This window comes from Solicola gregarius (genome assembly GCF_025790165.1).
GTDB lineage: Bacteria > Actinomycetota > Actinomycetes > Propionibacteriales > Nocardioidaceae > Solicola > Solicola gregarius.
Genome location: NZ_CP094970.1, coordinates 276705 through 302112 on the forward strand (window position 1 = coordinate 276705; position 25408 = coordinate 302112).

The 25408-nt window shown below is 69.1% G+C and carries 29 protein-coding genes; 10 read left to right on the top strand and 19 right to left on the bottom strand.

Annotated features, from left to right (window positions below):
- Positions 1 to 9 precede the first annotated feature (9 nt).
- A complete protein-coding gene (locus tag L0C25_RS01425; protein ID WP_271634588.1) occupies positions 10 to 501 on the top strand; it encodes a PH domain-containing protein in 492 nt (163 codons plus the stop codon).
- Positions 485 to 1819, top strand: a complete 1335-nt coding sequence (locus L0C25_RS01430) for a PH domain-containing protein (protein WP_271634589.1) — start codon at positions 485 to 487, stop codon at positions 1817 to 1819. The genes L0C25_RS01425 and L0C25_RS01430 overlap by 17 nt, the downstream gene beginning before the upstream one ends.
- Before the next feature lies 1 nt (position 1820).
- Here L0C25_RS01430 and dusB read toward each other — a convergent pair whose 3' ends face one another.
- The 9 genes from dusB to L0C25_RS01475 all read right to left on the bottom strand — a co-directional run bounded on the left by dusB (position 1821) and on the right by L0C25_RS01475 (position 10152).
- On the bottom strand, positions 1821 to 2963 hold the full coding sequence (gene dusB / locus L0C25_RS01435; RefSeq protein ID WP_271634590.1) for a tRNA dihydrouridine synthase DusB: 1143 nt from the start codon (positions 2961 to 2963) through the stop codon (positions 1821 to 1823).
- 36 nt (positions 2964 to 2999) lie between these two features.
- Entirely contained in the window at positions 3000 to 3638 is a 639-nt protein-coding gene (locus L0C25_RS01440; RefSeq protein ID WP_271634591.1) for a response regulator transcription factor, read from the bottom strand.
- Entirely contained in the window at positions 3635 to 4750 is a 1116-nt protein-coding gene (locus tag L0C25_RS01445; RefSeq protein WP_271634592.1) for a sensor histidine kinase, read from the bottom strand. The genes L0C25_RS01440 and L0C25_RS01445 overlap by 4 nt, the downstream gene beginning before the upstream one ends.
- Positions 4751 to 4770: 20 nt before the next feature.
- A complete protein-coding gene (locus L0C25_RS01450) occupies positions 4771 to 5550 on the bottom strand; it encodes an ABC transporter permease (protein ID WP_271634593.1) in 780 nt (259 codons plus the stop codon).
- On the bottom strand, positions 5547 to 6485 hold the full coding sequence (locus L0C25_RS01455; RefSeq protein WP_271634594.1) for an ABC transporter ATP-binding protein: 939 nt from the start codon (positions 6483 to 6485) through the stop codon (positions 5547 to 5549). The genes L0C25_RS01450 and L0C25_RS01455 overlap by 4 nt, the downstream gene beginning before the upstream one ends.
- 86 nt (positions 6486 to 6571) lie before the next feature.
- Positions 6572 to 7144, bottom strand: a complete 573-nt coding sequence (locus tag L0C25_RS01460; RefSeq protein WP_271634595.1) for a hypothetical protein — start codon at positions 7142 to 7144, stop codon at positions 6572 to 6574.
- A complete protein-coding gene (locus L0C25_RS01465; protein WP_271634596.1) occupies positions 7138 to 8526 on the bottom strand; it encodes a glycine--tRNA ligase in 1389 nt (462 codons plus the stop codon). The genes L0C25_RS01460 and L0C25_RS01465 overlap by 7 nt, the downstream gene beginning before the upstream one ends.
- Before the next feature lie 141 nt (positions 8527 to 8667).
- A complete protein-coding gene (locus L0C25_RS01470; RefSeq protein ID WP_271634597.1) occupies positions 8668 to 9741 on the bottom strand; it encodes an ABC transporter ATP-binding protein in 1074 nt (357 codons plus the stop codon).
- Positions 9742 to 9876: 135 nt separating this feature from the next.
- Complete coding sequence (locus tag L0C25_RS01475; RefSeq protein ID WP_271634598.1) at positions 9877 to 10152, bottom strand: antibiotic biosynthesis monooxygenase family protein; 276 nt, start codon at positions 10150 to 10152, stop codon at positions 9877 to 9879.
- A gap of 54 nt (positions 10153 to 10206) precedes the next feature.
- Here L0C25_RS01475 and L0C25_RS01480 point away from each other — a divergent pair, with 54 nt between their 5' ends.
- The 6 genes from L0C25_RS01480 to L0C25_RS01505 all read left to right on the top strand — a co-directional run bounded on the left by L0C25_RS01480 (position 10207) and on the right by L0C25_RS01505 (position 14759).
- Positions 10207 to 10494 carry a DUF6703 family protein gene (locus tag L0C25_RS01480; RefSeq protein WP_271634599.1) on the top strand — a complete coding sequence of 96 codons (288 nt, stop codon included), beginning with the start codon at positions 10207 to 10209 and terminating at the stop codon, positions 10492 to 10494.
- A gap of 59 nt (positions 10495 to 10553) precedes the next feature.
- A complete protein-coding gene (locus L0C25_RS01485; protein WP_271634600.1) occupies positions 10554 to 11492 on the top strand; it encodes a metal ABC transporter substrate-binding protein in 939 nt (312 codons plus the stop codon).
- Between the two features lie 182 nt (positions 11493 to 11674).
- Positions 11675 to 12454, top strand: coding sequence for a metal ABC transporter ATP-binding protein (locus tag L0C25_RS01490; RefSeq protein WP_271634601.1), 780 nt, complete (start codon positions 11675 to 11677; stop codon positions 12452 to 12454).
- Positions 12445 to 13440, top strand: a complete 996-nt coding sequence (locus tag L0C25_RS01495; protein WP_271634602.1) for a metal ABC transporter permease — start codon at positions 12445 to 12447, stop codon at positions 13438 to 13440. Before L0C25_RS01490 ends, L0C25_RS01495 begins: the two co-directional genes overlap by 10 nt.
- Positions 13441 to 13450: 10 nt before the next feature.
- A complete protein-coding gene (locus tag L0C25_RS01500) occupies positions 13451 to 13849 on the top strand; it encodes a Fur family transcriptional regulator (RefSeq protein ID WP_271634603.1) in 399 nt (132 codons plus the stop codon).
- Between the two features lie 4 nt (positions 13850 to 13853).
- Entirely contained in the window at positions 13854 to 14759 is a 906-nt protein-coding gene (locus tag L0C25_RS01505; protein WP_271634604.1) for a 3-methyladenine DNA glycosylase, read from the top strand.
- Between the two features lie 39 nt (positions 14760 to 14798).
- Here L0C25_RS01505 and L0C25_RS01510 read toward each other — a convergent pair whose 3' ends face one another.
- The gene (locus L0C25_RS01510) at positions 14799 to 15488 is read right to left on the bottom strand and encodes an SDR family NAD(P)-dependent oxidoreductase (RefSeq protein WP_271634605.1); all 690 of its coding nucleotides are present in this window, start codon (positions 15486 to 15488) and stop codon (positions 14799 to 14801) included.
- A gap of 98 nt (positions 15489 to 15586) precedes the next feature.
- On the opposite strand from L0C25_RS01510, the gene L0C25_RS01515 reads away from it, so the two are divergent.
- Positions 15587 to 16381, top strand: coding sequence for a helix-turn-helix domain-containing protein (locus L0C25_RS01515; RefSeq protein WP_271634606.1), 795 nt, complete (start codon positions 15587 to 15589; stop codon positions 16379 to 16381).
- 16 nt (positions 16382 to 16397) lie between these two features.
- On the opposite strand, the gene L0C25_RS01520 is transcribed toward L0C25_RS01515, so the two are convergent.
- The 5 genes from L0C25_RS01520 to cimA all read right to left on the bottom strand — a co-directional run bounded on the left by L0C25_RS01520 (position 16398) and on the right by cimA (position 20885).
- Positions 16398 to 17030: a LysE family translocator gene (locus L0C25_RS01520; protein WP_271634607.1), complete on the bottom strand. Its 633-nt coding sequence runs from the start codon at positions 17028 to 17030 to the stop codon at positions 16398 to 16400.
- On the bottom strand, positions 17030 to 17815 hold the full coding sequence (locus L0C25_RS01525) for a class I SAM-dependent methyltransferase (RefSeq protein WP_271634608.1): 786 nt from the start codon (positions 17813 to 17815) through the stop codon (positions 17030 to 17032). The genes L0C25_RS01520 and L0C25_RS01525 overlap by 1 nt, the downstream gene beginning before the upstream one ends.
- Positions 17808 to 18308, bottom strand: coding sequence for a MarR family winged helix-turn-helix transcriptional regulator (locus tag L0C25_RS01530; RefSeq protein ID WP_271634609.1), 501 nt, complete (start codon positions 18306 to 18308; stop codon positions 17808 to 17810). Before L0C25_RS01530 ends, L0C25_RS01525 begins: the two co-directional genes overlap by 8 nt.
- A 48-nt stretch (positions 18309 to 18356) precedes the next feature.
- Positions 18357 to 19172 (bottom strand): aminoglycoside phosphotransferase family protein, encoded by an 816-nt coding sequence (locus L0C25_RS01535; RefSeq protein WP_271634610.1) that lies wholly within the window; start codon positions 19170 to 19172, stop codon positions 18357 to 18359.
- A gap of 102 nt (positions 19173 to 19274) precedes the next feature.
- Positions 19275 to 20885, bottom strand: a complete 1611-nt coding sequence (cimA, locus tag L0C25_RS01540) for a citramalate synthase (protein ID WP_271634611.1) — start codon at positions 20883 to 20885, stop codon at positions 19275 to 19277.
- A 228-nt stretch (positions 20886 to 21113) separates the two neighbouring features.
- Here cimA and L0C25_RS01545 point away from each other — a divergent pair, with 228 nt between their 5' ends.
- A complete protein-coding gene (locus tag L0C25_RS01545; RefSeq protein WP_271634612.1) occupies positions 21114 to 21833 on the top strand; it encodes a hypothetical protein in 720 nt (239 codons plus the stop codon).
- Between the two features lie 15 nt (positions 21834 to 21848).
- On the opposite strand, the gene L0C25_RS01550 is transcribed toward L0C25_RS01545, so the two are convergent.
- From L0C25_RS01550 to L0C25_RS01565, 4 genes are read right to left on the bottom strand one after another with little or no spacing between them, the layout of a single operon-like run.
- Positions 21849 to 22949, bottom strand: coding sequence for a branched-chain amino acid aminotransferase (locus L0C25_RS01550; RefSeq protein WP_271634613.1), 1101 nt, complete (start codon positions 22947 to 22949; stop codon positions 21849 to 21851).
- Positions 22950 to 22959: 10 nt separating this feature from the next.
- Entirely contained in the window at positions 22960 to 24108 is a 1149-nt protein-coding gene (locus L0C25_RS01555; protein WP_271634614.1) for a branched-chain amino acid aminotransferase, read from the bottom strand.
- Between the two features lie 38 nt (positions 24109 to 24146).
- Positions 24147 to 25196 (bottom strand): 3-isopropylmalate dehydrogenase, encoded by a 1050-nt coding sequence (locus tag L0C25_RS01560; protein WP_271634615.1) that lies wholly within the window; start codon positions 25194 to 25196, stop codon positions 24147 to 24149.
- 42 nt (positions 25197 to 25238) lie between these two features.
- Positions 25239 to 25361 carry a hypothetical protein gene (locus L0C25_RS01565; RefSeq protein WP_271634616.1) on the bottom strand — a complete coding sequence of 41 codons (123 nt, stop codon included), beginning with the start codon at positions 25359 to 25361 and terminating at the stop codon, positions 25239 to 25241.
- Positions 25362 to 25408 lie beyond the last annotated feature (47 nt).

Genomic DNA, 25408 nt, shown 5'->3' on the forward strand with positions numbered 1-25408 from the left:
TGGTGTCAAATGCCAGGTCTCTTCGCCCCACCAACCGCCGAGTGGAAACGCGTGTCGCTACGGCTGCGTGACGCACACCGATACGCGTTCGTCCTGCCCGGCGCGGTCGCGGGTCTCGCGGTCACCGTCGTGGCCCATATCCTCCTCGAACGATGGTGGCTGACGGTACTGCTCGCGGTCGTCGTCGCCGGCGGCAGCGTCTGGGGCTGGGTCTGGGCCGCACGCCACCAGGCGGCCTGGGGCTACGCCGAGAACGCCGAGGACCTTTACGTCACGAGCGGCATCATGTGGCGCCGACTCGTCTCCGTACCGTACGGGCGGATGCAGTACGTCGACGTCCAGGCCGGCCCGCTCGCGCGCCGATTCGGCATCGCACGAATCACGCTGCACACCGCGAGCCCGGACACCGCGGCGACGATCCCCGGGCTGCCGGCCGACGAGGCACAGCGCCTCCGCGACCGGCTCACCGAGCTGGGCGAGGCACATGGCGCTGGTCTCTAGCACCGAGGCTCGCCGCACGCACCCCGCGTCGCCCCTGGTACGTGCCTGGCTGTGGCTCCTCGCGACGCTGGCCTGGTCGGCGAACGCGGTCCTCCAGGACGAACCGATCACCCTCATCGGTGGTGTGATCGTCGGTGCGATCCTGCTCGGTCTGGCCGCGGGGTACGTCGCGTGGGCCTTCACGTACTTCGTGATCGACGGCGCCGAGCTGCGCATCGAGAGCGGTGTGTTCGTCAAGCGGTCGCGGCGGATGCCGTACGAACGCATCCAGTCGGTCGACATCGCCCAGCCGTTCGGGGCGCGGCTGTTCGGACTCGCCGAGCTGCGTATCGAGATGGCCGGCGGCGAGGAGTCGCGCACGCAGCTGCGGTTCCTCGCGCTCGACGAGGCACGCGGCCTGCGGCAGACGTTGCTGGAGCGGACGGCATCCGACGTACCTTTCACCCCGGAGGAGCCGGCCGGCACGCAACGTCCCGATCGCCTGGTCACCGCGGTCCCGAACGGTCGGGTGATCGTCGCGGCGCTGCTGACCAGTGAGCTCATCACCGCGATCGTGGTGACCTGTGCACTGCTCGGCGCGCTGGCGGTCAACCTCGCCGCGACCGCGTTGTTCGGCAGCGACGGCTTCGTCGCGACGTCGTTGCCCCTGCTCCTCGGCATCGGCGGTTGGTTGTTCACGCTCGTCCGCTCGCGGGTCTTCGAGCAGTGGGGGTTCAGGCTGTCGTACGCGAGCCGCGGACTCCACATCGAGCGCGGGCTGTTCAACCGCATCTCGCAGACCGTTCCGCTCGACCGGGTCCAGGGGGTGGTCGTCGAGCAGCCGCTGCTGTGGCGGCCGTTCGGGTGGTACCGCATGCGGGTCGACACCGCCGGGTACACGCGCGGCGGCGACGTCAAGAACGACGACTCGACGTCCAGCGTGCTGCCGGTCGGCGAGCTCGCAACGGTCCGGCTGGTGTTGTCCGCGATGCTGCCCGATAGGGAGCCCCTACGCGTACCCCTGATCGCGGCGCCGCGGCGCTCGGCATGGTTCGCACCGATCGGGTGGCGGTTCCGCGCCGTCGGCTACGACGAGCGCGTCATCGTCGTCACCCGTGGCTGGATCACGCACCGCATCGACGTGGTGCCGCACGCGAAGACCCAGTCGGTGCGCATCACGCAGGGTCCGCTGCAGCGGCGGCTCGCACTCGCCGATCTCGTCATCGACACGACGAAGGGCCCCGTCGACGCGCATGCGTACAGCCGCGACGCGACCGAGGTACGCGAGCTCGCGATGTCGCAGCTCGACCGCGCACGTACGTCGCGACGCCTGGCCTGACTCAGCCGCCCGAGGTTCCGTCCTCGGCGTCAGGGTCGATCGAGTCGACCTCGCGTGAATTGAGCCAGCCCTCGGGGACCGTGACCTTGCGCGGACTCCCCTGTCGACCGCGTGGCCGCCCGAGTTCACCGACTGGGTACGGCTCGGTCGGGTCGAGGCCGTCGAGCAGCTCGTCGAGCGTCGCGAGCGACGACACCTTGCCGAGGCTGTCGCGCAGCCGTCCGCCGGCGCTGAAGCCCTTGAGGTACCACGCCACATGCTTGCGGAACTCCACACAGCCACGCTCCTCGCCGAGGTAGCCGCTCAGCAGCTCCGCATGCCGCCGCATCATCGCGCGTACCTCGCCCAGCGTCGGCAGCTCCTGGACGAACTCGCCGGCGAACCGCGCCGCGAGGTCGCGGAACAGCCACGGGCGCCCCAAGCAGCCTCGGCCGACGACGACACCCGCACAGCCAGTCTGCTCGACCATGCGCGTCGCATCGGACGCCTCCCAGATGTCGCCGTTGCCCAACACCGGAATGTCGACGCTCGACACGAGCTCGCCGATCGCGTCCCAGTCGGCAGTGCCCGAGTAGTGCTGCGCGGCGGTACGCCCGTGCAACGCGATCGCTGCACAGCCGACGTCCTGCGCGATCCGGCCCGCGTCGAGGTACGTGAGGTGGTCGTCGTCGATGCCCTTGCGCGTCTTCATGGTGACCGGCACGCCGTACGGTGCGGCCGAGCGTACGGCCGAGTCGAGGATGTCGCCGAGCAACGTGGACTTCCACGGGAGGGCAGCACCGCCGCCCTTGCGGGTGACCTTGGGCACGGGGCAGCCGAAGTTCAGGTCGACGTGGTCGACGCCGTGGTCGCCGCAGAGGATCTCGACGGCCTTGCCGATGTAGACCGGGTCGATGCCGTACAGCTGCACGGAGCGCACCTTCTCGGCCTCGTCGAAGACGAGCATCGACAGGCTGGTGCGATCGCCCTCGACGATGCCGCGCGAGGTGATCATCTCGCAGACGTACAAGCCGGCGCCGTGCTCACTGCACAGCTTGCGGAACGACGCGTTGGTGACGCCGGCCATGGGTGCGAGCACGACCGGCGTCGGGATCTCGAGGTCGCCGAGACGCAGCGGCGCGGCGACTGTCTCCGTTGCGGTCATGCCTCCATGATCGCATCTCGGCAGACGCGACCTGGATCAGCGCAGCAGCCAGCCGTTCTCGTCGGCGACGCGGACGGCCTCGGCGCGCGTACGCGCACCCGTCTTTCCGATCGCACTCGACAGGTAGTTGCGGACCGTGCCCTCGGACAGGTGCAGGTCGCGGGCGATGTCGGCGACCGTGCCGCCGTCCTTCGCGGCGCGGAGCACGTCGGTCTCGCGCTCGGTCAGCGGCACCGTGCCTTGGGCGAGCGAGTCCGCCGCGAGCTGTGGGTCGACGACCCGCAGCCCGCTGTGCACGCGGCGTACGGCGTCGGCCAGCTGCCGGGCCGGGGTGTCCTTGACCACGAAGCCACTCGCCCCCGCGGCCATCGCCGCCTGCAGGTATCCGGGACGCCCGAACGTCGTCACCATCAGCACCCGGCACCCGGGTACGTCGGCGAGCACCTGGCGGGCAGCCGCGACACCGTCGAGGCCGGGCATCTCCACGTCGAGCAGCGCGACGTCGGGGTGGTGCTCGCGCGCCGCGGTCAACACGTCGTCACCGCGCGAGACCTCCGCCACCACGCTCAGGTCCGGCTCTAGATCGAGCAGGGCCGCCAGCGCACCGCGGACGAGCGCCTGGTCGTCGGCAAGCAACAGCCGGATCGGGCCGCCTGTCGGTTCGTCGCTGCTCACTCGGGAACCTCCACTCGTACCGAGAAGCCTGCCCCGGACGGACCAGGCCCGGTCGACAGGGTGCCGCCCGCGAGCCGCGTACGCTCCCGGAGCCCGATCAAGCCGCGTCCCTCCGTCGACACCTCGCCCACTCCGATGCCGTCGTCCGCGATCGTCACCGAGTGTGGTGTCAGCCTGACCGTGCATCGCTGCGCCGCGCTGTGGCGTACGACGTTGGTGACCGCCTCGCGTACGGTCCAGGCGAAGAGCTCGCGCCAACGGCTCGGCACCTCGTCGGCAACCGTCGGCAGCTCCGCGTCGATCGCGGCCGACTCGAGGGCCTCGCGTGCCGAGGCGATCTCGCCGGGAAGCGAGACGCCGCGCAGCCCGGCGGCGGTCGAGCGTACGTCTGCCAGCGCGTCGCGGCTCAGACGTGCGAGGTCGAGCAGCTCGGCTCGGGTACGCGCCGGGTCGACGTCGAGCATCCGTTCGGCCAGCTCGGTCTTCACCGAGATCACCGTGAGCGAGTGGCCCAGAATGTCGTGGAGATCGCGGGCGATCCGCGTGCGCTCCTCTTCGAGCGCATGCTCGCGCAGCTCGCGCTCGGCCTCGAGCAACCGACGCTGCCGAAGGAACGCCATCCGGAAGCCCCATACCGCGAGACCCGCGAGCACGATCGCGAACCCGTTGCCCCCCTCGGACCAGCCGTCGACCAGCCGACCCGAGGCCTCCGTGACGATGAACAGGACGACGAGCACACCCCACCCCTGTCGTAGGGGCAGGGTGCCCATCGCGGCGGCGGTCACGAAGACGAGGCTGGTGAGTGCGTCGTCACCGCCGCCGGGGATCATCAGCGCGCTGCAGGCGAGCATGCCGCCGATGTACGCCCAGCGCCCCAGCAGCTCGCGTCGGCGCACTGGCTCGGTGCGAAACGCCCGCGGCCAGGTGACGGCGACGAGGTAGAGCACCACGAAGATCGCCAGCGCCGTCAGCCCGACCGCCTGCTGCCAGCCACTCGCGTCGCCCAGCAGGCGCCCTGCCAGCGACCCGAGGTAGACGAGCCAGATGCCGGCAGCGAACCACCTGAACCGCGGTGGCCCGCTGCCGAGGATCTGCTGCTCCGTCGTGCTCACGTGCGTAGCGTATTCGCCGCTCAGACCCGCGCCGTGTCGCGGCGGAAGCGCCAGGCGGCGCCGGCCGCGAAGACCGCCGTCCACGCGGCGACGTTGAGGACCGCGACGGCGAGTGAGCCGCTGGGATCGAGCGGCCAGCGGGCGATCTCGCCGACGCCGTAGACCGGTGTCAGCTTCGCGATCGTGGCGAACGTGTCGCCCATCTGGTCGACGGGTACGAACAACCCGCCGGCGAAGGACATCAGCGCCAGAACCGGGCCGAGGATCTGCATCACGTTCTCGCTCGGCAGCAGGTAGCCCATGAACAGCCCGAACGCGGCGAACACCAGCGAGCACAGCCAGGCGAGCACCGCACAGGCGATGAGGTCGCCGACCGGCAGGTCGGCACCGGTCGCCATCCCGACCACGCTGACCACGACCACCGCGGCGAGCCCCATCGTCATCGCGACGACGACCTTGACCGCGATGTACGCGCCCGGGTTCAGCGGGGTGAGACGTAGCTGCCGGCTCCAGCCCACGGCGCGCTCGACGGACACCATGGCGCCCGCGCTCGTGGTGGCGATCATCGCGCCGTACACGGCCATCGACACCATGATGTACGCGGTGACGTTGCCGGATCCGGCGCTCTCGGTGCGGTACGAGCTGTCGGTGCCGAACAGCAGGAAGAACGCCGCCGGCATGACCAGCGTGAAGATCACGGTGCGCCGGTTGCGCAGCATCCGCCGCAGCTCGAGCCTGAGGAACGTCGCCGAGAAGCCGCCGAGCCGCGGTGCGCGACGCTCGATTGCATGGGTGGTCATGCCAGAACTCCTTCGTATGCGGAGGTGTCGGTGTCGTCACTGGTCAGGGCGACGAACGCGTCCTCGAGGTTGCGCGACGTGATCTCCAGGTCGCACGCGGGTGTCTCGGTGAGCAGGTAGCGCGCCGCCGCATCGGCGTCGGCGGCGTGGATCAGCACGGAGTCGCCGCGTACGTCGACCGAGTCGACACCGGGGATCGACGCGAGGCGTCGCTGGTCTGCACCCGGGAGGGTCGCGCGGAGCGTACGCCCGGCCGACATGCTCTTGACCTCGGCTGCGGTGCCGTCGGCGACGATGCGTCCCTTGCGCATGAACACGATCCGGTCGGCGTACGCATCTGCCTCCTCGAGGTAGTGCGTCGCGAAGATCGTCGTACGACCGCGTTGCGAATCCTCGCGGATCGCGGTCCAGAAGTCGCGTCGGCCTTCGACGTCCATGCCCGTGGTGGGCTCGTCGAGGATCAGCAGGTCCGGGTCGGGCAGCAGCGCGAGCGCGAACCGCAGGCGCTGTTGCTGGCCTCCGGAGCACTTTCCGACGCGGCGGTCGCGGATGTCGGCGATCCCGGCCCGCTCGAGGACCTCACCCACCGGACGTGCCGGCGTGAACAGCGAGGCCGTCAGCTCGACGGTCTCGCTGACGGTGTACTCCTTGAGCAACCCCCCGGTCTGCATGACCGCCGACACCGCGCCGAGCGCCACGGCCTTGCGCGGCGCAATGCCGTACACGTCGACCGTGCCCGCGGTCGGCTCCTGCAGGCCCAGGATCATGTCGATCGTGCTGGTCTTGCCGGCGCCGTTCGGGCCGAGCAGCGCGACGACCTCACCGGGCCGGATCGCCAGCGACATCCGGTCGACGGCGGTCACGGTCCCGAATCGCTTCGTCACGTCGGCGAGTCCGACGGCTGCCGGGCCTTGCGAGTCTGTTTCGTTCGTCATGGCTCAACGATCGCGCCGCGAGCGGCCGCGTACCCATGCCCACGGTCACGATGTACTCATGACATCTGTCAGATTGCGGAGCCGGGTCAGGGTGCCCAGGTGATGGGGTTCTCCAGGTCGCTCGTACGCACCTGGACGCCCTTGAATGCCTTGCCGGGCGGGACCGTGAACACCAGACAACCCTTGGCCGTACGCCCCTGCTCGAGCTTCTCGGGAAGCACCAGCGGCTTGCACGACTTCACGGTGCCCGTGATCTTCGTCGGCGGGAAGTACTCGTCGCCGCTGTCGAGTCCGTACAGGGGTGCGTCGGCGTGCGCGAGCACGGCCGGCCCGGCGTTACGTATCGACGCATGCGCGTAGTACGGCACGGAGTTCTTCGCGACCCCGTCGAGGTCGAAGCCGCCGAGATCGGCCGGCTTGCCGCGGTCGATGCGCTCGACGCGAACCGTGACGACGGTCGCCGCGGCGTTGTCCGGTTTGTAGACGACCGAGGCCGGGGAGCCGACGTCGACGGTCGACCCGCCAGCGGTCAGGGTCACGCCCTCGGGCACCTCGATATCGGGGGTCTCGGGCACCGGATCGGGGTCGTCGTCGCCGCCGGAGCACCCGGACAGTACGAGTGCTGCGGCGGCGACCAGCGCGCCGACGCGGGTCAGCATCCGACGAGGCGGGAGGCGAGGTAGCTCTGAACCTGGTCGAGCGAGACGCGCTCCTGCTGCATGGTGTCGCGCTCGCGTACCGTGACCGCGTTGTCGTCGAGTGAGTCGAAGTCGACCGTGACGCAGTACGGCGTACCGATCTCGTCATGGCGCCGGTAGCGTCGTCCGATCGCTCCGGCATCGTCGAAGTCGACGGCCCAGTTGGCGCGTAGGTCGGCGGCGAGGCCCTTCGCCTTGGGGGTCAGGCGCTCGTTGCGCGACAGCGGGAGCACCGCGACCTTGACCGGCGCGAGCCGTGGGTCGAGCTTGAGCACGACCCGCTTGTCGACGCCGCCCTTGGCGTTCGGCGCTTCGTCCTCGGTGTACGCGTCGAGCAGGAAGGCCATCATCGAACGGTTCAGGCCGGCGGCCGGCTCGATCACGTACGGGACCCAGCGCTCGCCCTTCTCCTGGTCGAAGTACGAGAGCTCCTGGCCGGAGAACTTCGCGTGCGTCGAGAGGTCGAAGTCGGTGCGGTTGGCGATGCCCTCGAGCTCGTCGAACTCCTTGGACCCGAAGTTGAAGCGGTACTCGATGTCGACGGTGCGCTTGGCGTAGTGCGACAGCTTCTCCTGCGGGTGCTCGAAGTGCCGGAGGTTGGCGGGGTCGATGCCGAGGCCGGTGTACCAGTCGGTGCGGATCTGGATCCACTCCTCGTGCCACTTCGAGTCGGTGCCCGGCTCGACGAAGAACTCCATCTCCATCTGCTCGAACTCGCGCGTGCGGAAGATGAAGTTGCCCGGCGTGATCTCGTTGCGGAAGCTCTTGCCGATCTGCGCGATGCCGAACGGCGGTCGCTTGCGTGCGGCGGTCATCACCTGGTTGAAGTTGATGAAGATGCCCTGCGCGGTCTCGGGCCGTAGATAGTTCAGGCCCTCCTCGGACTCGATCGGACCGAGGTACGTCTTCAACATCATGTTGAACTCGCGCGGCTCGGTCCACTGGCCCTTCGTGCCGCAGTCGGGGCAGGCGACCAGCGCCATGTCGACCGTGTCGGGGTCGTCGATGCCCTTCTTCGCGGCGTACGACTCCTGCAGGTGGTCCTGGCGGTGGCGCTTGTGACAGTTCTGGCACTCGACGAGCGGATCGTGGAACACGTCGACGTGTCCCGACGCCTCCCATACCCGGCGAGGCAGGATCACCGACGAGTCGAGGCCGACGACGTCGTCGCGGCCCTGGACCATCGACCGCCACCACTGGCGTTTGATGTTCTCCTTGAGCTCGACACCGAGGTGACCGTAGTCCCAGGCGGCCTTCGTGCCGCCGTAGATCTCACCGCAAGGGAAGACGAATCCGCGGCGTTTGCAGAGGCTGACGATGGTGTCGACGTTGGTCGCAGGCATGGTTCTCCATCCGGCTGGGTGTCGGCGGGCAGCTGCGGGTCGTCGTGACAACCCGCGCCCGATGGCACCGGCTAGCGTACCGCCTGCGCACGAACCGACCGGCCGCGGCCGCAGGGCCACGGCCGGTCGGGGTCCGATCGGTCAGCTGATCCGCTCGCCGGTGTCGGTGGCGAACAGGTGCACCCGCTCGGGCGCTGCCTGTACGTGCAGCGTCGCGCCCTTCGCCGGGGGCGTACGCGCCTCGACCCGGGCGATCAACGAGTGCTCGACGTCGTCGATCATCGCGCGGCCGTACACGAACGCATCGGAGCCGAGCTCCTCGACGACATCGACCTCGAGCGGCACGCCGCTGTCGCCGAGGACGAGGTCTTCGGGGCGTACGCCGAGCACGGCGGTCGAGTCGGAGACCTGCTTCAGCGTGTCGCGCGAGACGTTGACGACGCTGTCGCCGAAGCGAACACCGTCGTCGGTCAGCGGCAGGGTCATCAGGTTCATGCTCGGTGAGCCGATGAAGCCCGCCACGAACACGTTTGCCGGATGGTCGTACATCTCACGCGGGCTCGCGCACTGCTGGAGCACGCCGTCGCGGAGCACCGCGACCCGGTCGCCCATGGTCATGGCCTCGACCTGGTCGTGGGTGACGTACACCGTCGTCGTGGCGAGGCGGCGCTGCAGCTGGGCGATCTGGTTGCGCGTCTCGACGCGCAGCTTGGCGTCGAGGTTCGACAGCGGCTCGTCCATCAGGAACACCTCGGGCGAGCGTACGATCGCCCGGCCCATGGCGACCCGCTGGCGCTGGCCGCCGGACAACGCCTTGGGCTTGCGCTCGAGGTAGTCGCTGATGTCGAGGATCTTCGCCGCCTCCTCGACCCGCTTCTTGATCTCGGCCTTGTCGGTGCCGGCGATCTTGAGCGCGAAGCCCATGTTCTGGGCAACCGACATGTGCGGGTAGAGGGCGTAGTTCTGGAAGACCATCGCGATATCGCGGGACTTCGGTGGGAGGTTCGTGACGTCACGGTCGCCGATGAGTACGCGGCCGTCGTCGACCTCTTCGAGGCCGGCGAGCATCCGAAGCGAGGTGGACTTCCCGCATCCGGACGGACCGACGAGGACGAGGAACTCGCCGTCTTCGATCTCGAGGTCAAGGTGGTCGACGGCCGGGCGTTCCTGGCCGGGGAAGACGCGCGTCGCCTTCTCGAAGGTCACTGAGGACATGTTTGCTTGTTTCCCTTCACCGGCAGGTACGTGCCGGACGATCCGAGTGGAGGGTGTTGCGCGACCCATTGTGCGCTACGCCACACGCGCAGGCGAATGCGGCCCCTCGGCGGGTCGGCGGACGGGCGCCGGAGCTCAGATCTCCTCGTACGCGGTCGGCTCGGCAATCGCCTCGGACAGCAGCGGTACGGCGGCCAGCTTGACGTCGGTGCTCGACAGCGCGCGGCGGTACGAACCGGTGTCGTCCCACAGCGTGGTGAGCGTCCATAGCGACTCATCGTCGACGTTGCGGCCGACGCCGCCGGTACGGTAGCCGCGTTGTTGCGCCAGCGCGTCGAGCGCGGTGTGCGCGCGGGTGGCGAATGACGACGCATCGCCCGGCGTGACGCGGTACCTGGTCACAACGATCATGCGCCGAGCCTACGCACGGAGGTCGGTCCATCCGCGGCGTGGCACGATTGCCCGGTGAGCAACCCATCCCCCGCAGGACCCCGAAGCGCGGCACTGCTCGCCCGCCTGCAGGGTCTGCCACGGCTGACGCTTCCGGTGATCACCCTGGTGCTGTTCCTGGTCGCCGCGTTCGCGCCGCTCGCGTACGCCGTGCCCGCGCTCGTCCTGTTGCTCGCGCTCATCGGTTGGCTCGCGTCGCTGTCGTGGCCGTTGCTCGACCGGCCGGCGAGGCTGCTGCGCGTGGTCGCCATCGGCGCACTCGCCGTACTGCTGATCGGCCGCGTGGTCCAGGCACTCGGGTAGTCCGCGAGCAGCGTCGGCTCACCGGGCTCAACCGCATTTGACAATGATTCTCATTTGCGGTGGAATCGTCCTATGCGATTCCACTCCCCCTGCTCCTCGCCGCCGTCGCTCCGGTGCTGCTGCTCACCGCGTGCGGAGGCGACGCCGACTCGGCATCGGGTACGCGCGTCGTCGCGTCGTTCTACCCGTTCGCGTACGTCGCCGAGCAGGTCGGCGGCGATGCGGTCGACGTCGAGAACCTCACCTCGCCGGGCGCGGAACCGCACGACATCGAGCTCGCACCGAAGCAGGTCGCGGCGGTCCAGGACGCCGACCTCGCGATCTTCGAGACGGGCTTCCAGCCGGCCGTCGACGACGCCGTCGACCAGGCCGACCTGTCCGACGACGCCCGACTCGACGTCGCCGACGTGGTCACCCTCCACGAGGCTGAGGAAGGCGAGCACGAGCACGAGGGCGAGGAGGGGCACGACCACGGCAGCCTCGACCCTCATGTCTGGCTCGATCCGAACAACATGATCGCGATCACCGAGGCGGCGGCCGACCATCTGAGCGACGCGGACCCCGACCACGCCAAGGAGTTCGCGAAGAACGCAAAGGCGTTCACCGATGAGCTCCGCGGGCTCGACCGCGCGTACGAGAAGGGGCTCGCGAACTGCGAACGCAGCACGATCGTGACGAGCCACGACGCATTCGGTTACCTCGCCGCACGGTACGGCCTCGAACAGGTGGGCATCGCCGGGCTCGACCCGAGCACCGAGCCGTCACCGGAGCAGCTCGCTGACATCACCGACCTCGTGCGCGAGGATGGGATCACGACGATCTTCACCGAGGAGCTCGTCAGCCCCGCGGTCGCCGAGACGGTGGCCGACGAGACCGGCGCCGACGTTGCGACGCTCGACCCGATCGAGGGGCTCAGTGACGACACCGCCGACGAGACGTACGTTTCCCTGATGAAACAGAACCTCGACGCGCTGATGGAGGCGAACGGCTGCTCATGAGCGGCGAGGAAGGTAGCGAGCGAAGTGGCCGGCCCGACGGAGGAGGGCGGTCCGCGGAGCGAGCGGACGACCGAGCGCGACCAAGAACCATGAGCGGCGAGGAAGGTAGCGAGCGAAGTGGCCGGCCCGACGGAGGAGGGCGGTCCGCGGAGCGAGCGGACGACCGAGCGCGACCAAGAACCATGAGCGGCGAGGAAGATAGCGACCCCCTTGCGCTGCACGATGTCGGCGTCGTACTCGGCGGCAGGCCGATCGTCCGGCAGGTCGACCTCTCGGTCGCCGCGGGCGAGTTCGTCACGCTCCTCGGCAGCAACGGCTCCGGCAAGTCGACACTCGTACGCGCCTGCGTGCGACTGCTGCCGCTGGCGACGGGCACGGTCGAGCTGTTCGGTACGTCGATCGAACGGTTCCGCGACTGGCGGCGCGTCGGGTACGTGCCGCAGCGGTCGACCGCGACGTCGGGAGTGCCGTCGACGGTCGGCGAGGTGGTGATGACCGGCCGCCTCGCACGTCGCAGGTACGCCGGCTGGGCGACGGCACGCGACCGACGCGCCGTTCGCGAAGCGCTCGAGCTCGTCGACCTCGCCGCGCGCGAAGGCGACCCGGTCGCGCAGCTTTCCGGTGGCCAGCAGCAGCGAGTGATGATCGCACGCGCACTTGCAGGCGAACCGGAGCTGTTGGTCATGGATGAGCCGACGGCCGGCGTCGACCAGCACAGCCAGGAGATCCTCGCCGGCGTACTCCGCCGAATGCTCTCCGAGCAGACGACCGTCGTCATGGTCGCGCACGAGCTCGGTCCGTTCCGGACCATGGTCGACCGCGCGATCGTGCTGCGCGACGGACGCATCGCGTACGACGGAGCCGTACCCGACGAGCGCGACCACAGCGGCGACCAGCACCATCTGCACTCGAGCGAGCCGGTCGACGGCGCCGCCGTACCGCCCGAGGGGGTATGGCCGTGACGCTCGAGCTGCTCGACTACGACTTCATGCGGCGCGCGCTGACCGCCGCGCTGTTGACCGGACTCACGGCGCCCGCGATCGGCACGTACCTCGTGCAGCGGCGTCTTGCCCTGCTCGGAGACGGCATCGGACACATCGCGCTGACCGGCGTGGCCGTCGGGCTGCTGACGAACCAGGCTCCCCTCGTCACCGCCGTGATCGTCTCGGCGCTCGGCGCGCTCGCCATCGAGCTGCTGCGCGCGTACGGACGTACGAGCGGCGACGTCGCACTCGCGCTGCTCTTCTACGGAGGCATCGCGGGTGGCGTGCTGCTGACCAACCTCGCGGGCGACTCCGTCGCGACCCTGAACAGCTATCTGTTCGGGGCGATCACCACGGTGTCCGACTCCGACCTCCGGCTCGTCTGGATCCTCGCCGCCGTCGTGCTCATCGTCGCGATCGGCCTTGCCCCACAGCTGTTCGCGGTGTGCCAGGACGAGGAGTACGCGCGCGTCACGGGCGTGCCCGTCCGTGCGTACGGGCTGTTGATCGCCGTGCTCGCGGCCGTCACCGTCACGGTCTCGATGCGCACGGTCGGCCTGCTGCTGGTATCGGCGCTGATGGTCGTACCCGTTGCCACCGCGCAACAGTTCACGCGCAGCTTCCGGACGACCTTCGGTATCGCGATGGTCCTCGGAGTCATCGCCTCGATCTCCGGGGTCGGCGCGAGCTTCGAGTACGACACCTCGCCCGGGCCCACGATCGTGATGATCGCGCTCGCGTTCTTCCTGGTGACCGCGCCGGTCGGGGCCGCCATCCGCGCAGCACGCCGCAGACGGCTGCCGTTCGACGCGACCGTCGAGCCCGCCCACGTACCGGCCGTCGAACACCCTCACGAACACGGCGACGACTGCGGTCACGCGGCGGTCCCCCACGGCGACCACGTCGACTACATTCATGGCGGTCACCGACACGCCTCCCACCAAGGCCACTACGACGAGCACTGAGAGCAACCCGATGTCCAAGCCACAGATCCGCACGACCCGGCAACGCCGGGCCGTCGCGGCCGTGCTCGACGAGCTGGACGGGTTCTCGAGCGCACAGCAGATCCACGACCTGCTCCGCAGCCAGGGCGAGTCGATCGGGCTGAGCACCGTCTACCGCAACCTGCAGGCACTCGCCGATGCCGAGGAGGTCGACGTACTCCGCAAGGATGACGGCGAGGCGCTGTATCGCCAATGCAGTAAGGGGCATCACCACCACCTCGTATGCCGCCACTGTGGTCGTACCGTCGAGATCGAGGGGCCCACCGTCGAGCGCTGGACCAACCAGAAGGCCGCCGAGAACGGGTTCGTCGACGTCCAGCACACGCTCGAGATCTTCGGCACCTGCAGTGAGTGCCGGGCCGTCCCGTAAGGTCATGGCGCTCACGGTCTGGGCAACCGACGACTGGCATCCGGTCGCGGCAGAGCACCGTGCCCGCGTACGTACGTGGACGGCACCGCACCTCGCCCGCCGTGAGTCGGGGGTACGGCATCCGGTCGAGGACTTCCTGTTCGAGTACTACTCGTTCTCGCCGGGCAAGCTGGAGCGGTGGCACCCGGGCATCGGTCAGGTGCTCGCCGGGCCGGGCGTCGACGGCTACCGAGCGCTCGCCGACTACCGCGCGTACGACGACGGGGTCGGTGCCGATCCGGAGCGACTCGGGCGGCGGCGCGACGGTCTGGTGTGGATGCGCGATCTGCTCGCGCTCACGCAGGGACGCGACGCACGTACGAACTGCTTCGGCCTGCACGAGTGGGCGATGGTGTACCGAACGCGTCGCGACGAGGTGCGCCACGAGGCGTACCCGCTGCGACTCGGGCATCGCGGGACGGACGAGGTGGTGGAGTCGCACCAGCTGCGCTGCACCCACTTCGACGCGTTCCGGTTCTTCACCGATGAGGCCCGACCGCGCAATGCGGCCGAGCTGAGCCGGGCGACGCAGCCGTCGAAGGAGCAGCCGGGATGCCTCCACGCGAACATGGATCTCTACCGAGCGGCGTACAAGTTCTCGCCGTTCGTACGCTCGGAGCTGGTCGCCGACTGCTTCGAGCTCGCGCGCGACATTCGCGAGCTGGACATGCGTGCCTCGCCGTACGACCTGAGCTCACTCGGATACGCCCCCGTGCGGATAGAGGACCCTGCAGGCAAGGCGGAGTACGTCGCGGGGCAGCGGGCCTTCGCGGGACGGGCGGCGGTTTTGCGAGGACGTCTCATCGACGAGCTCGATGAGCTGCTCGGGATTGTGCGTGAGCGCGGGCCGTCGGCAAGAATCGACCTTTGACCGGCCGGAGGCGGTCAAAGGTCGATTCTTGCGTCACCCCTACCCCAACCCCAGACCCGGGAAGCCATCACCCGGATCGCGATTCGCGTCCCACAGCATGTCCGCAACGGCGTCCGGCTCGTGCCGTAGCCCAGGTCCGACGGCTCCGCGGATCGTCAGGTGCGCGACGTTGACGCCGGACGGTCGGAGCGCGTCGCGCAACAGCCGGAAGTACGCCGCGGCGGCGGTCGTGGCCACGGCGCTGGCGGCGCGGTCCGACGAGGGCTGCGTGGCGCCGCTGCCGGTGGTGAACAGTAGCGAGCCGTGCCGCCGCTCGAGCATTCCCTCCACCACGGTCGATACCGCCGTCGTTGCCCCACCGACGCCGAGCGTCAACGCGGACACGAGATCGTCGGCCGTCGTGTCGAGGACAGGTTTGATGAGATCAACGTCGGGCAGCGGGCAGAACACGAGGACGTCGGTCGGCCCGAGCCGCTCCTCGAGCTCGAGAATCGCATTGCGCAGTGCGGTTCCCTCGCCAGCGTCCGCCGCGACGTACGCGACCTCGCCGTCGACTCGCACGTCGCCGGACAGCCGAGCTGCAAGCTCGCGCAGGCGAGGCTCCGTCCGCGAGACCAGCCCGACGTCGTACCCCTCGATCGCGAACCGCCGCGCCGTAGAGAAGCCGATGCCGGGCCCTGCCCCGATCACGACGGCGTTGGGGCGGGCGTGGGCGTTCCTAGGTGTCATGGTGCCACCTTGCGCGTACCAGCACGTACGCGGAAGGCCGCGTTCTTCCTGGGTGCAGCACACCCTGGAAGAGGCCCGGCCGACGGTATCGTTGCGGCGTGTCCGAGCTCGGCGACTATCTGCGAACCACCCGCGACCAGTTGAGCCCGGGCGACGCAGGCATCCACGACACCCATCGGCGCCGCGTACCGGGCCTCCGCAGGGAGGAGGTTGCTGCCCGAGCGGGCGTCAGCGTCGACTACTACATCCGCCTGGAGCAGGGTCGGGAACGGTCCCCCTCGACGCAGACGACCGCCGCGATCGCACGCGCGCTGCTCCTCGACGGCCACAACACCAAGCACCTGTTCCGGCTCGCGGGCATCACACCGGCAATGCCCGTACCGACCGATCGGGGTCTCGATCCCGACCTGCGCGACCTCATCGACTCGCTGGCCGACAATCCGATCATCATCCTCGGCAACGCCCTCGACGTCGTTGCGACGAACCGACTCGGCGAAGCGATGTTCTGCGGCTTCCCATACTCGCGGAACCTGCTCGAGTCGGTATTCCTCGCCCCACAGTCACCCACGTTCTATCGCGACTGGGACCAGATCGCGGAGTACACGGCAGCCGCATTCCGACTCCTCCACGGCGAGAACCCGACGAACGATCGCATCAACGCCGTCATGGACCGGGTCGCCTCCGACAGCCCACGATTCCGGCAGATCTGGGCGACCAATCTCGTTCGAGGCCGGCGACTACGGCGCAAGCGTCTCCTCCACCCGGTCGTCGGCGAGCTCACCGTGGCCGTTCAGGCGTTCGATGCCCGCTCGAGCCCGGGGCTGGAGGTGGTCGTGTACCGAGCCGCTACCGCCGACGACGCGACGAAGCTTCACGCCCTCCACACGAGTTGAACCTCCCGCAGCTGCGCTACTGCGCCGGCTGACTCAACCCGAGACGCACCGCGAATCCACCGAGCAACGTGCCCGCGACCCACCGCGAAACCCGATCGGCCGTACGACTGCGTTGGAGTACGCCCGAAGCAGCGGCGGCCGCCAGCACCCAGCCGGCGTTGACGAGTGCGGCCACGGTGATCTGTACGAGACCGAGGACCACGATCTGGAGCGGGACGCTGCCACGGTCCGGATCGACGAACTGCGGCAGCAGCGCCGCGTAGATCAGCGCGATCTTCGGGTTCAACAGGCAGGTGGTGAGCCCCATGACGTACAACCGCCGCCGGGAGTGGTCGCGCGCCTCTCCCGCCCGGAACACCGGACGGCCGCCCCGCACGATGCCGACGGCGAGATAGAGCAGGTAAAGCGCACCAGCCACCTTGACGACGATGAACAACGCGGGAACGGTCGAGAACAACACCGACAGCCCTGCGGTGGTTGCGATCACGTACAGCGCGAAGCCGGTGACGACACCGGCCAGCGAGATCAGCCCCGCGGTGCGTCCCTGGCTGATCGACCTCGACACCAGGTACATCATGTTCGGGCCGGGCGTGATCACCATGCCGAACGCGATGATCGCGACCCCGACCACCGACGCGAAGGTGACCATCAGCGCTCCTCGCGCCCGTCGGTGACCCGACCCTCGGGCCGCCGTGCCGTGAGCACCCACATTCCGCGCTCGCCCGGTCGCGCCTCGCTCACCTCGAACCCGATGCGAGCAAGTTGGTCGCCCACCTGATCGGGTGCGAGTCGAAGCTTGAAGTAGCTGCTCTTGTGGAGATCCCAGGAACCGTCGTCGGAGCGCACATAGACGAGGTCGTGGACCTTGATCCGATCGCCAACGTCTTCGAGGAAGCAGGTCAGGATGGTTGAGTCATCGGATCGGACCGGCAGAAAGCGGTCGAGTCCCCTTGCCGCGACCGTGAGGTCGCGAAACGTGAGTACGAGCCGCCCGCCCGGCACCAGCACTCGGAAGACATCGTCCAGCACTCGCTCGACGGCGGCCCTGCTCGGCAGGTGTGGCAAGGTATCGCCCATACACACGACGGTCGCCACCGAGGTCGGAGGCACGATGCCGTCGAGCCCGTGCGCAAAGTCGGCTCGCACGGTCCGAATCGCCGTCGACGTCTCCGTCCGCCTTTCCAGCTCGGCGAGCAATGTCGCGCTGCTGTCGACGGCGATCACCTCGTCGAAGCCGAGGCGGGCAAGCGCGAGGCTCTGCAGTCCCGACCCGCAACCCAGGTCTAGGGCCGTTGCGGATGAGCCCGGCACGGCGTGCACAAGGTCGGCGAGCTGGGTCTCCTGCCCGACGACCAGACGCTCGAAGTCGGGCCCCAGCATCCAGGTGTAGTGCCGGGCGAGCACCCGCTCGTAGTGCTCGGCGACGTCAGACATCGCGCCTCCTCGAGGTCGCACCGGCGCCGGATTCGCCCGACAGCACCCACGTCGCAAGGTCGGCAAGATAGACATTATCGACTGCATCGGAAAGTGCCCTGCCCAGCGCGCGACGGTACGTCGGCGTGACATCTCGATAGTGTTTCCGCCCCGACGCGGTGACGGTCGCCGTCACAGCCCGGCCGTCGCCGTCGGCTCCCCTGCGCTCGACCAGACCGCGCGCCTCGAGTCGACCGACGAGCCTGGTGACCGTGCTGATCTGCAGGCCGATACGACCCGCAAGCTCGCCCATCCGAAGGGCCGGCCGGCTGTCCGGGCGGCTCAGCGCGCACAGCGCGCGATAGTCCGACAACGGAAGCCCGTGGCTCGTGCGCAGGGCGTCGTCCAGTTCCTTTTCGACCTGACCCAGCAGGCGTACGGTCATGCACCAGCGATCGTCCTGGTCGTCGTCCGAGTACGGATCCGTCGGCGCGCGCGAGGTCAAGAGTGCCATGACGCAACGTTACTTGCTTGTGCAAGCAGGTACAACGGCGGCGTTGGCTCAGCCGACGTGGGACTCGAGCATCAGCGCCACGTCAAGCGGCCGCCCGCCATCGCTGTCGCCGCCCTCGGCATCCCACACCGCCGACAGTACGCAGCCGACGTACGCCCAGGCGACCGCTCGGTCCATCGGTACGCCGAGCCCGGCGGCGAGGCGCTCCAACCGTGCCGGCACAAGAGCGAGCAGCTCGTCGTCATGGCGACCCGGGTCGGGGTTGTACAGCAACGGCGCGATCTCGAAACCGGGATCGCCGACCAAGCCATGCGGGTCGATCGCCAACCAGGGTTCGCGTTCGGACCGCAACACGTTGTCGTGGTGCAGGTCGCCGTGCAGCACGACCCGCTCGGTCGCGGATGCGCAGAGATCGTCGAACAGCGACAGTGCACGCTCCACCATCGGGACCGGTGGTACGTCGCACGGCAGGTACCGCAGGTGGTCGCGGAACGACGCCCGGTGCACCGACACGTCGGGGAGGTTCACTCCGTCGGGTGGCGGAACGTGCAGCCTGCGCAGGATATCGATGACGACATCGGTTGCATCGTCGTCCCGTTCGGGTACGAGCTCACGCAGCATCGTGCCCGGCTCGGCGCGCTCCAGCAGCAGTGCACCGTGCTCCAGGTCGCGGTCGAGCAGACGGATCGCGCCGTCACCGGCGAAGCAGCGCAGCGCGGCGGCCTCCTCGTAAAGGTGCTCCGACTCCGGTACGCCGAGCTTCAGCACTGCAAGGGACCCGTCCGCCCGACGAACGGGCGCCACCCAGTTGAAGCTCAGCACGTACGCATCGCCGACCTCGAAGCTCCCACGCCCCCGCGACATGCGCGAGGACCTCGGGGAACGACTCGAGCCACCGAACGCCCGCGCGTCCCCAGCCCTCTTCGACGTTCTCGCGCAGCGTCGAGGGCAGGTCGACCACGTCGGTCATGCGGTCGCCGCCGGCGAATGTACGTCGTGGCGACGAAGCCCGAACGTCACCGCGTCGAGCAGCGCTTCCCACGACGCCTCGACGATGTTGTGTCCTACACCGACAGTCACCCACGACTCCTTGCCGTCTGAGGTCTCGATCAGCACTCGGATGACGGCGTCCGTGCCGTGGCCCTGGTCGAGGATGCGGACACGGTAGTCGGTCAGGCGGAATTGCTCCACCTCCGGGTACGCGCGCTCGATCGCCTGACGCAGTGCGTGGTCGAGCGCGTTGACGGGACCGTTGCCCTCGCCGGTGACCACGATGCGCTGGCCGGCGGCCCGCAGCTTCACCGTCGCCTCCGACAGCGCCTCCGCATCGGCGGGCGTACTCGACTCCGTGATGACCCTCCACGACTCGACCGCGAAGTACGACGGTCGCTGACCCTCGACCTCCTCGGCGAGCAGCAGATCGAACGATGCGTCGGCGGCCTCGAAGGTGTAACCGGTCTGCTCGAGCCGCTTGACACGCTCGGTGATGCGCGCAAGCTGCTGCGCGTCCGACGTCAGGTCGTACCCCAGCTCCTTGCCCTTGAGCTCGATGCTCGCCCGGCCCGCCATCTCCGAGACGAGCAGCCGCATGTCGTTGCCGACTCGCTCAGGGTCGATGTGCTGATAGAGATCGGGGTCGACGCGGATCGCGCTCGCGTGAAGTCCCGCCTTGTGCGCGAACGACGAGACGCCCACGTACGGCTGTCGCGACGACGGCGGGATGTTCGTCACCTCCGCGACCGCGTGCGCGATGCGACTGGCCTCGCGGAGCGACGTGCCCGGCAGCAGCTCGTGGCCGAGCTTCAGCTGCAGGTTCGCCACGACCGCGACGAGGTCCGCGTTGCCGGTGCGCTCGCCGTACCCGTTCATGCAGCCCTGCATGTGGGTCGCGCCGGCGTTGACCGCGGCGACGGAGTTCGCGACCGCGCAGCCAGTGTCGTTGTGGCAGTGGATGCCGAGTCGGGCCCCGGTCTGGTCGGCGACGTCGGCGACGATCTCACCCACCCAGTCCGGCAGCATGCCGCCGTTGGTGTCGCACAGGACGACCACCTCGGCGCCGGCCTCCGCCGCGGTACGTACCACCTCGAGCGCGTACGCGCGGTTGGCGCGGACGCCGTCGAAGAAGTGCTCGCAGTCGAGGAACACCCGACGGCCCTCCGCGCGGAGGTGGCGAACGGTGTCGGACACCATCGCGAGGTTCTCGTCGAGGGTCGTACGCAGCGCGAGCTCGACGTGACGGTCGTGGCTCTTGGCCACCAGCGTCACGACCGAGGCCTCGGACTCGCGCAACGCCGCGACGAGCGGATCGTCGGCCGCGCTCACACCCGGGCGCCGCGTCGCGCCGAAGGCGGCGAGCGTCGCATTGCGCAACGACAGCTCACGGCGCGCACGTGCGAAGAACTCGGTGTCCTTGGGGTTCGAACCCGGCCAGCCGCCCTCGATGTAGCCGACGCCGAGGTCGTCGAGGTGACGGGCGATGGTGAGCTTGTCGACGACGGAGAGGTTGAGCCCCTCCTGCTGCGCGCCGTCGCGCAGAGTCGTGTCGTAGACGTGGAAGCCCTCGTCAGTGGCACTCACGGTGCATCCTTTGCTTGGGAGTCTTGCCAACAGGCGTTAGTACAAAAAGAAAAGCCCCCCGTGGGTACGAGAGGCTGCGCGTCTGGCTCGGGTTGCGAGCTAGACGCGCCTTGGAATGATCGTGGCGCTGGTGTGCACGGCCCCAGTCTGCCATGTACCGCGGCCTCCCCGACAGCGGCGGCCCGCGGTCTCAGCATCCGGGACGGCGCCGGTATACGCTCCTACCCGATGACTCACGAGCTTCCCCGTACCCCGGACGTGCGCGCCATCTATCTCGTGCTGACCGCCTCCGCACTCGACCTGGATGAGAGCGGCGAGGTCGACGTACGCCCGTTCGCCGACGACTCGCGTGCGCTGCCTCCACCCGATCTGTTGGTCGCGCGTGGGAGTACCGTCGACGATCTCGAGGGCCTCGCCGACCGGCCCCACGTACTCGCCGTGACCAAGGCGTCGGGCCTCGCAGAGGCGCACGACGTCGAGTGCGCCGCCCGGTCGCGGGCGCTGCGAATCGCCGCCGAGCATGACGGCATCGTCATCGACACCGCCGTGCCCTGGATCCTGCACGGCGACGCATCGCACTCCCCCGCAGCACACGAGTGGTTCGCGTTCTCCCACACCGGCACGTCGATCCGTACGCACGGCCTCGCCCGTTTCGGTCTGCCGGAGCTCGGCAACGACCAGGCCGACGCCGAGCGGCTGCCGATGTACGACGCGGTGCTCGTCGGAGTCGCCCAGCGCCTGATCGAGGAGTGGCCGGCGAACGATCCCATCGGCCCGGCCACGATCACACTGCGCGACATCGCGCGCGGCTACGGCGACGCGTTCACCGAGGGCGACGATCCCACGCTGACCCGCAGCGTCGATGTCAGCCTGCGGTACGACCGCGGCAACCGCCTGCTCGAGGCGGCGTTGCACGACGACCCCGCCGTCGAGCTGTTCGGCGGGTAGCGTCGGGAGGATGGGTCAGGCGACCGTGTGCATCCAGTCGTGGCGGTCGTCGGCACGGCCGTACTGGATGTCGACCAGGGCCTCGCGGATCGCCATCGTCACCTTGCCGGCCTCGCCGTCGCTGCTGCGCGCCTCGGCGACGTCGTCACCGTCGGCCCACTTGAGTGCCCCGACGGGCGTGAGTACCGCGGCCGTGCCGCAGGCGAACACCTCGGTGATGCGGCCGTCGCGTACGCCCTCGCGCCACTCATCGATGCCGAAGCGCCGCTCGATGATCTCGTGCCCGAGGTCGGCTGCGAGCGTCATGACCGATTCGCGGGTGATGCCCTCGAGGATCGACCCGGACAGCGCGGGCGTGACGATCGAGCCGTCGTCGTACACGAAGTAGAGGTTCATGCCGCCGAGCTCCTCGACGAAAGCGTGCTCGACGTCGTCGAGGAACACCACCTGGTCGCAGCCGTGCTCGGCCGCCTGACTCTGTGGCAGCAGGCTGGCGGCATAGTTGCCGCCGCACTTGGCCGCACCGGTACCGCCGGACCCGGCACGGGCGTACTCCGACGAGAGCCAGATCGACACCGGCTTGACGCCGCCCGCGAAGTACGCACCGGCGGGCGACGCGATCACCGAGAACGTGACGTGCTTCGCCGGCCGCACGCCGAGGAACACCTCGGAGGCGAACATGAAGGGTCGGACGTACAGGCTGGTCTCCCCGCCCGACGGCACCCACTCCGCGTCGGTACGCACGAGGCTGTCGATGGCACCGACGAACAGCTCCTCGGGCAGCCGCGGTAGCGCGAGCCGCTCCGCAGAGCGCTGCATGCGCGCGGCATTGGAGTACGGGCGGAAGGTACGGATCGAGCCGTCCGGGTGCGCGTACGCCTTCATGCCCTCGAAGATCTCCTGCGCATAGTGCAGCACCGCCGTGGCAGGGTCGACCGACAACGGGCCGTACGCAACGACGCGCGGGTCGTGCCAGCCGGCATCGGGAGTCCATTCCGCCAGAAACATGTGGTCGGTGAAGTACGTGCCGAAGCCAGGACTGGAGAGGATCTCGGCCCGCCGCTCGGGCGGTGTCGGCGAGGGGTTCGCATCGATGCGAATGGACGGCGTTGTCATATCCAGCACGTTAACCCATGCCTCCTACCGCTGCGACGGGTTCTCTGCCACCGACGATCTGGTGCATCCAGCCGTACGGGTCGGCGGCGTGGCCGTACTGGATTCCGACGAGTTCGTCGCGCAGCGCACGGGTGACGGTTGCCCGGCCACAGTCGGCGACGCCCGCGTCATGAACGACGTCCCCGTCGGCCCACTTGAGCCGTCCGACCGGTGTCACCACCGCTGCTGTGCCGCAAGCGAAGACCTCGGCGATGCGGCCGTCGCGTACGCCGTCACGCCACTCGTCGATGTCGACGCGCCGCTCGACGACCTCGTGCCCCATCGCCGTTGCGATCGTCTTGAGCGAGTCGCGAGTGATGCCGTCGAGGATGGACCCCGACAGCTCCGGCGTCACGATCGAACCGTCGGCGAACACGAAGTACAGGTTCATCGCGCCGATCTCCTCGACCCAACGCCGCTCGACGTCATCGAGGAACACGACCTGGTCGCACCCGTGCGCCGCGGCCTGCGCCTGCGGCAACAGGCTCGCCGCGTAGTTGCTACCCGACTTGGCCGCGCCCGTGCCGCCGGAGCCCGCGCGGGCGTACTCCGACGACAGCCACACCTCAACGGGCGCGACCCCGCCCGGGAAGTACGGACCTGCGGGCGACGCGATCACCGCGAACGTCGCGCGCCGCGCCGCGCGTACGCCGAAGAACGCCTCGGTCGCGAACATGAACGGCCGGAGGTACAGGCTGGCCTCGCCATCGGTCGGCACCCAGCCGGCGTCCGCGCGTACCAGCGCGTCGACCGCGCCGACGAACAGCTCGTCGGGAACTGCCGGCAGGGCGAGGCGTGCGGCGGAGCGACGCATGCGGGCGGCATTGGCGTACGGCCGGAAGGCATGGATCGAGCCGTCCGGATGCGCGTACGCCTTCAGCCCTTCGAAGATCTCCTGCGCGTAGTGCAGTACCGATGATGCCGGGTCGATCGAGAGCGGTCCGTACGGAACGACTCGCGGGTCCTGCCAGCCGTCGCCGACGCTCCACTCGGCCATGAACATGTGGTCGGTGAAGTGCGTACCGAATCGCGGTTCGCCGAGGACCTGCGCGCGCCGCTCGTCGGTTGCGGGCGCGGGGTTGGATGTGGTGCTGATCGGATGAGTAACCGTCGCGGTCACGTGGGCTTGCCTTCCTGGCTGAGTGGTGAGGGTGGAGGTCAGCCGACCCGTACGCCCTCGGCCACCCGCGCTGCGATGGCCTCGCCCACCTCCTCGGTACGTCGGGGCGCGGAGCCGCGCTCGGCGATGTCGGCCTCGGCCGCCTGCTGTACGTCGTGCGCCGCATCGGCGTGGCCGAGGTGGTCGAGCAGCAGTACGGTCGACAGGATCGCCGCCGTCGGGTCGGCCTTCGACTGGCCCGCGATATCCGGTGCGGAGCCATGGACCGGCTCGAACATGCTCGGCGCGGTGTGGTCGGGGTTCACGTTGCCGCTCGCGGCGAGTCCGATGCCGCCGGTGATCGCGGCGGCGAGGTCGGTGATGATGTCGCCGAACAGGTTGTCGGTGACGACGACGTCGAACCGGGCAGGATCGGTCGCGAGGAAGATCGTCGCGGCGTCGACGTGGAGGTAGTCCACGGCGATGTCGGGGAACTCCTGGGCCACCCGGTCGACGGTGCGTGACCACAGGTGCCCGGCGTGCACGAGCACGTTGTTCTTGTGCACGAGGGTGAGCTTCTTACGAGGTCGTGCCGCCGCCCTGGCGAACGCGTCGCGGACGACCCGCTCGACGCCGAACGCCGTGTTGACGCTGACCTCGGTCGCGATCTCGTGCGGTGTGCCGACTCGCAGCGCGCCGCCGTTGCCGACGTAGGGACCCTCTGTGCCCTCGCGTACGACGACGAAGTCGATCTCGCCGGGATCGCGGAGCGGGGAGGGTACTCCCGTGAACAGCTTGGACGGGCGAAGGTTCACGTAGTGGTCGAGCTCGAAGCGCAGCCGCAGCAGCAGGCCGCGCTCGAGTACGCCCGACGGAACGCTCGGGTCGCCGACGGCGCCGAGCAGGATCGCATCGTGGCCGCGGATCTCCTCGAGTACCGCATCGGGGAGTGTCTCGCCGCTCGCGTGATAGCGGCGTGCCCCGAGGTCGTACTCGGTGGTCGTGAACGTCAGGTCGTATGCCGGGGCGATGGTCTCGAGTACGCGAAGTGCCTCGCGGGTCACTTCGGGTCCGATTCCGTCTCCGGGGACGACTGCAAGTGAGGTCATGCGCAGACCTTAGTCATGGTGGGGGAAGCGGCCGTGTCGGTCTCAGTTGTCGTCGGGGCGGTCGCCGCCGCTGTCGCGCAGGTCCGTCGAGGACTGGGCAGCGCTCTGTCCGTCGTACTTGTCGCGCAGGTGGCTGGGTCCCCACTCGGGATACATGTCGTACATCGGTCTCTCCTTCGGTGATCGGGCGGAATAGATGGAACGTCCGGCGT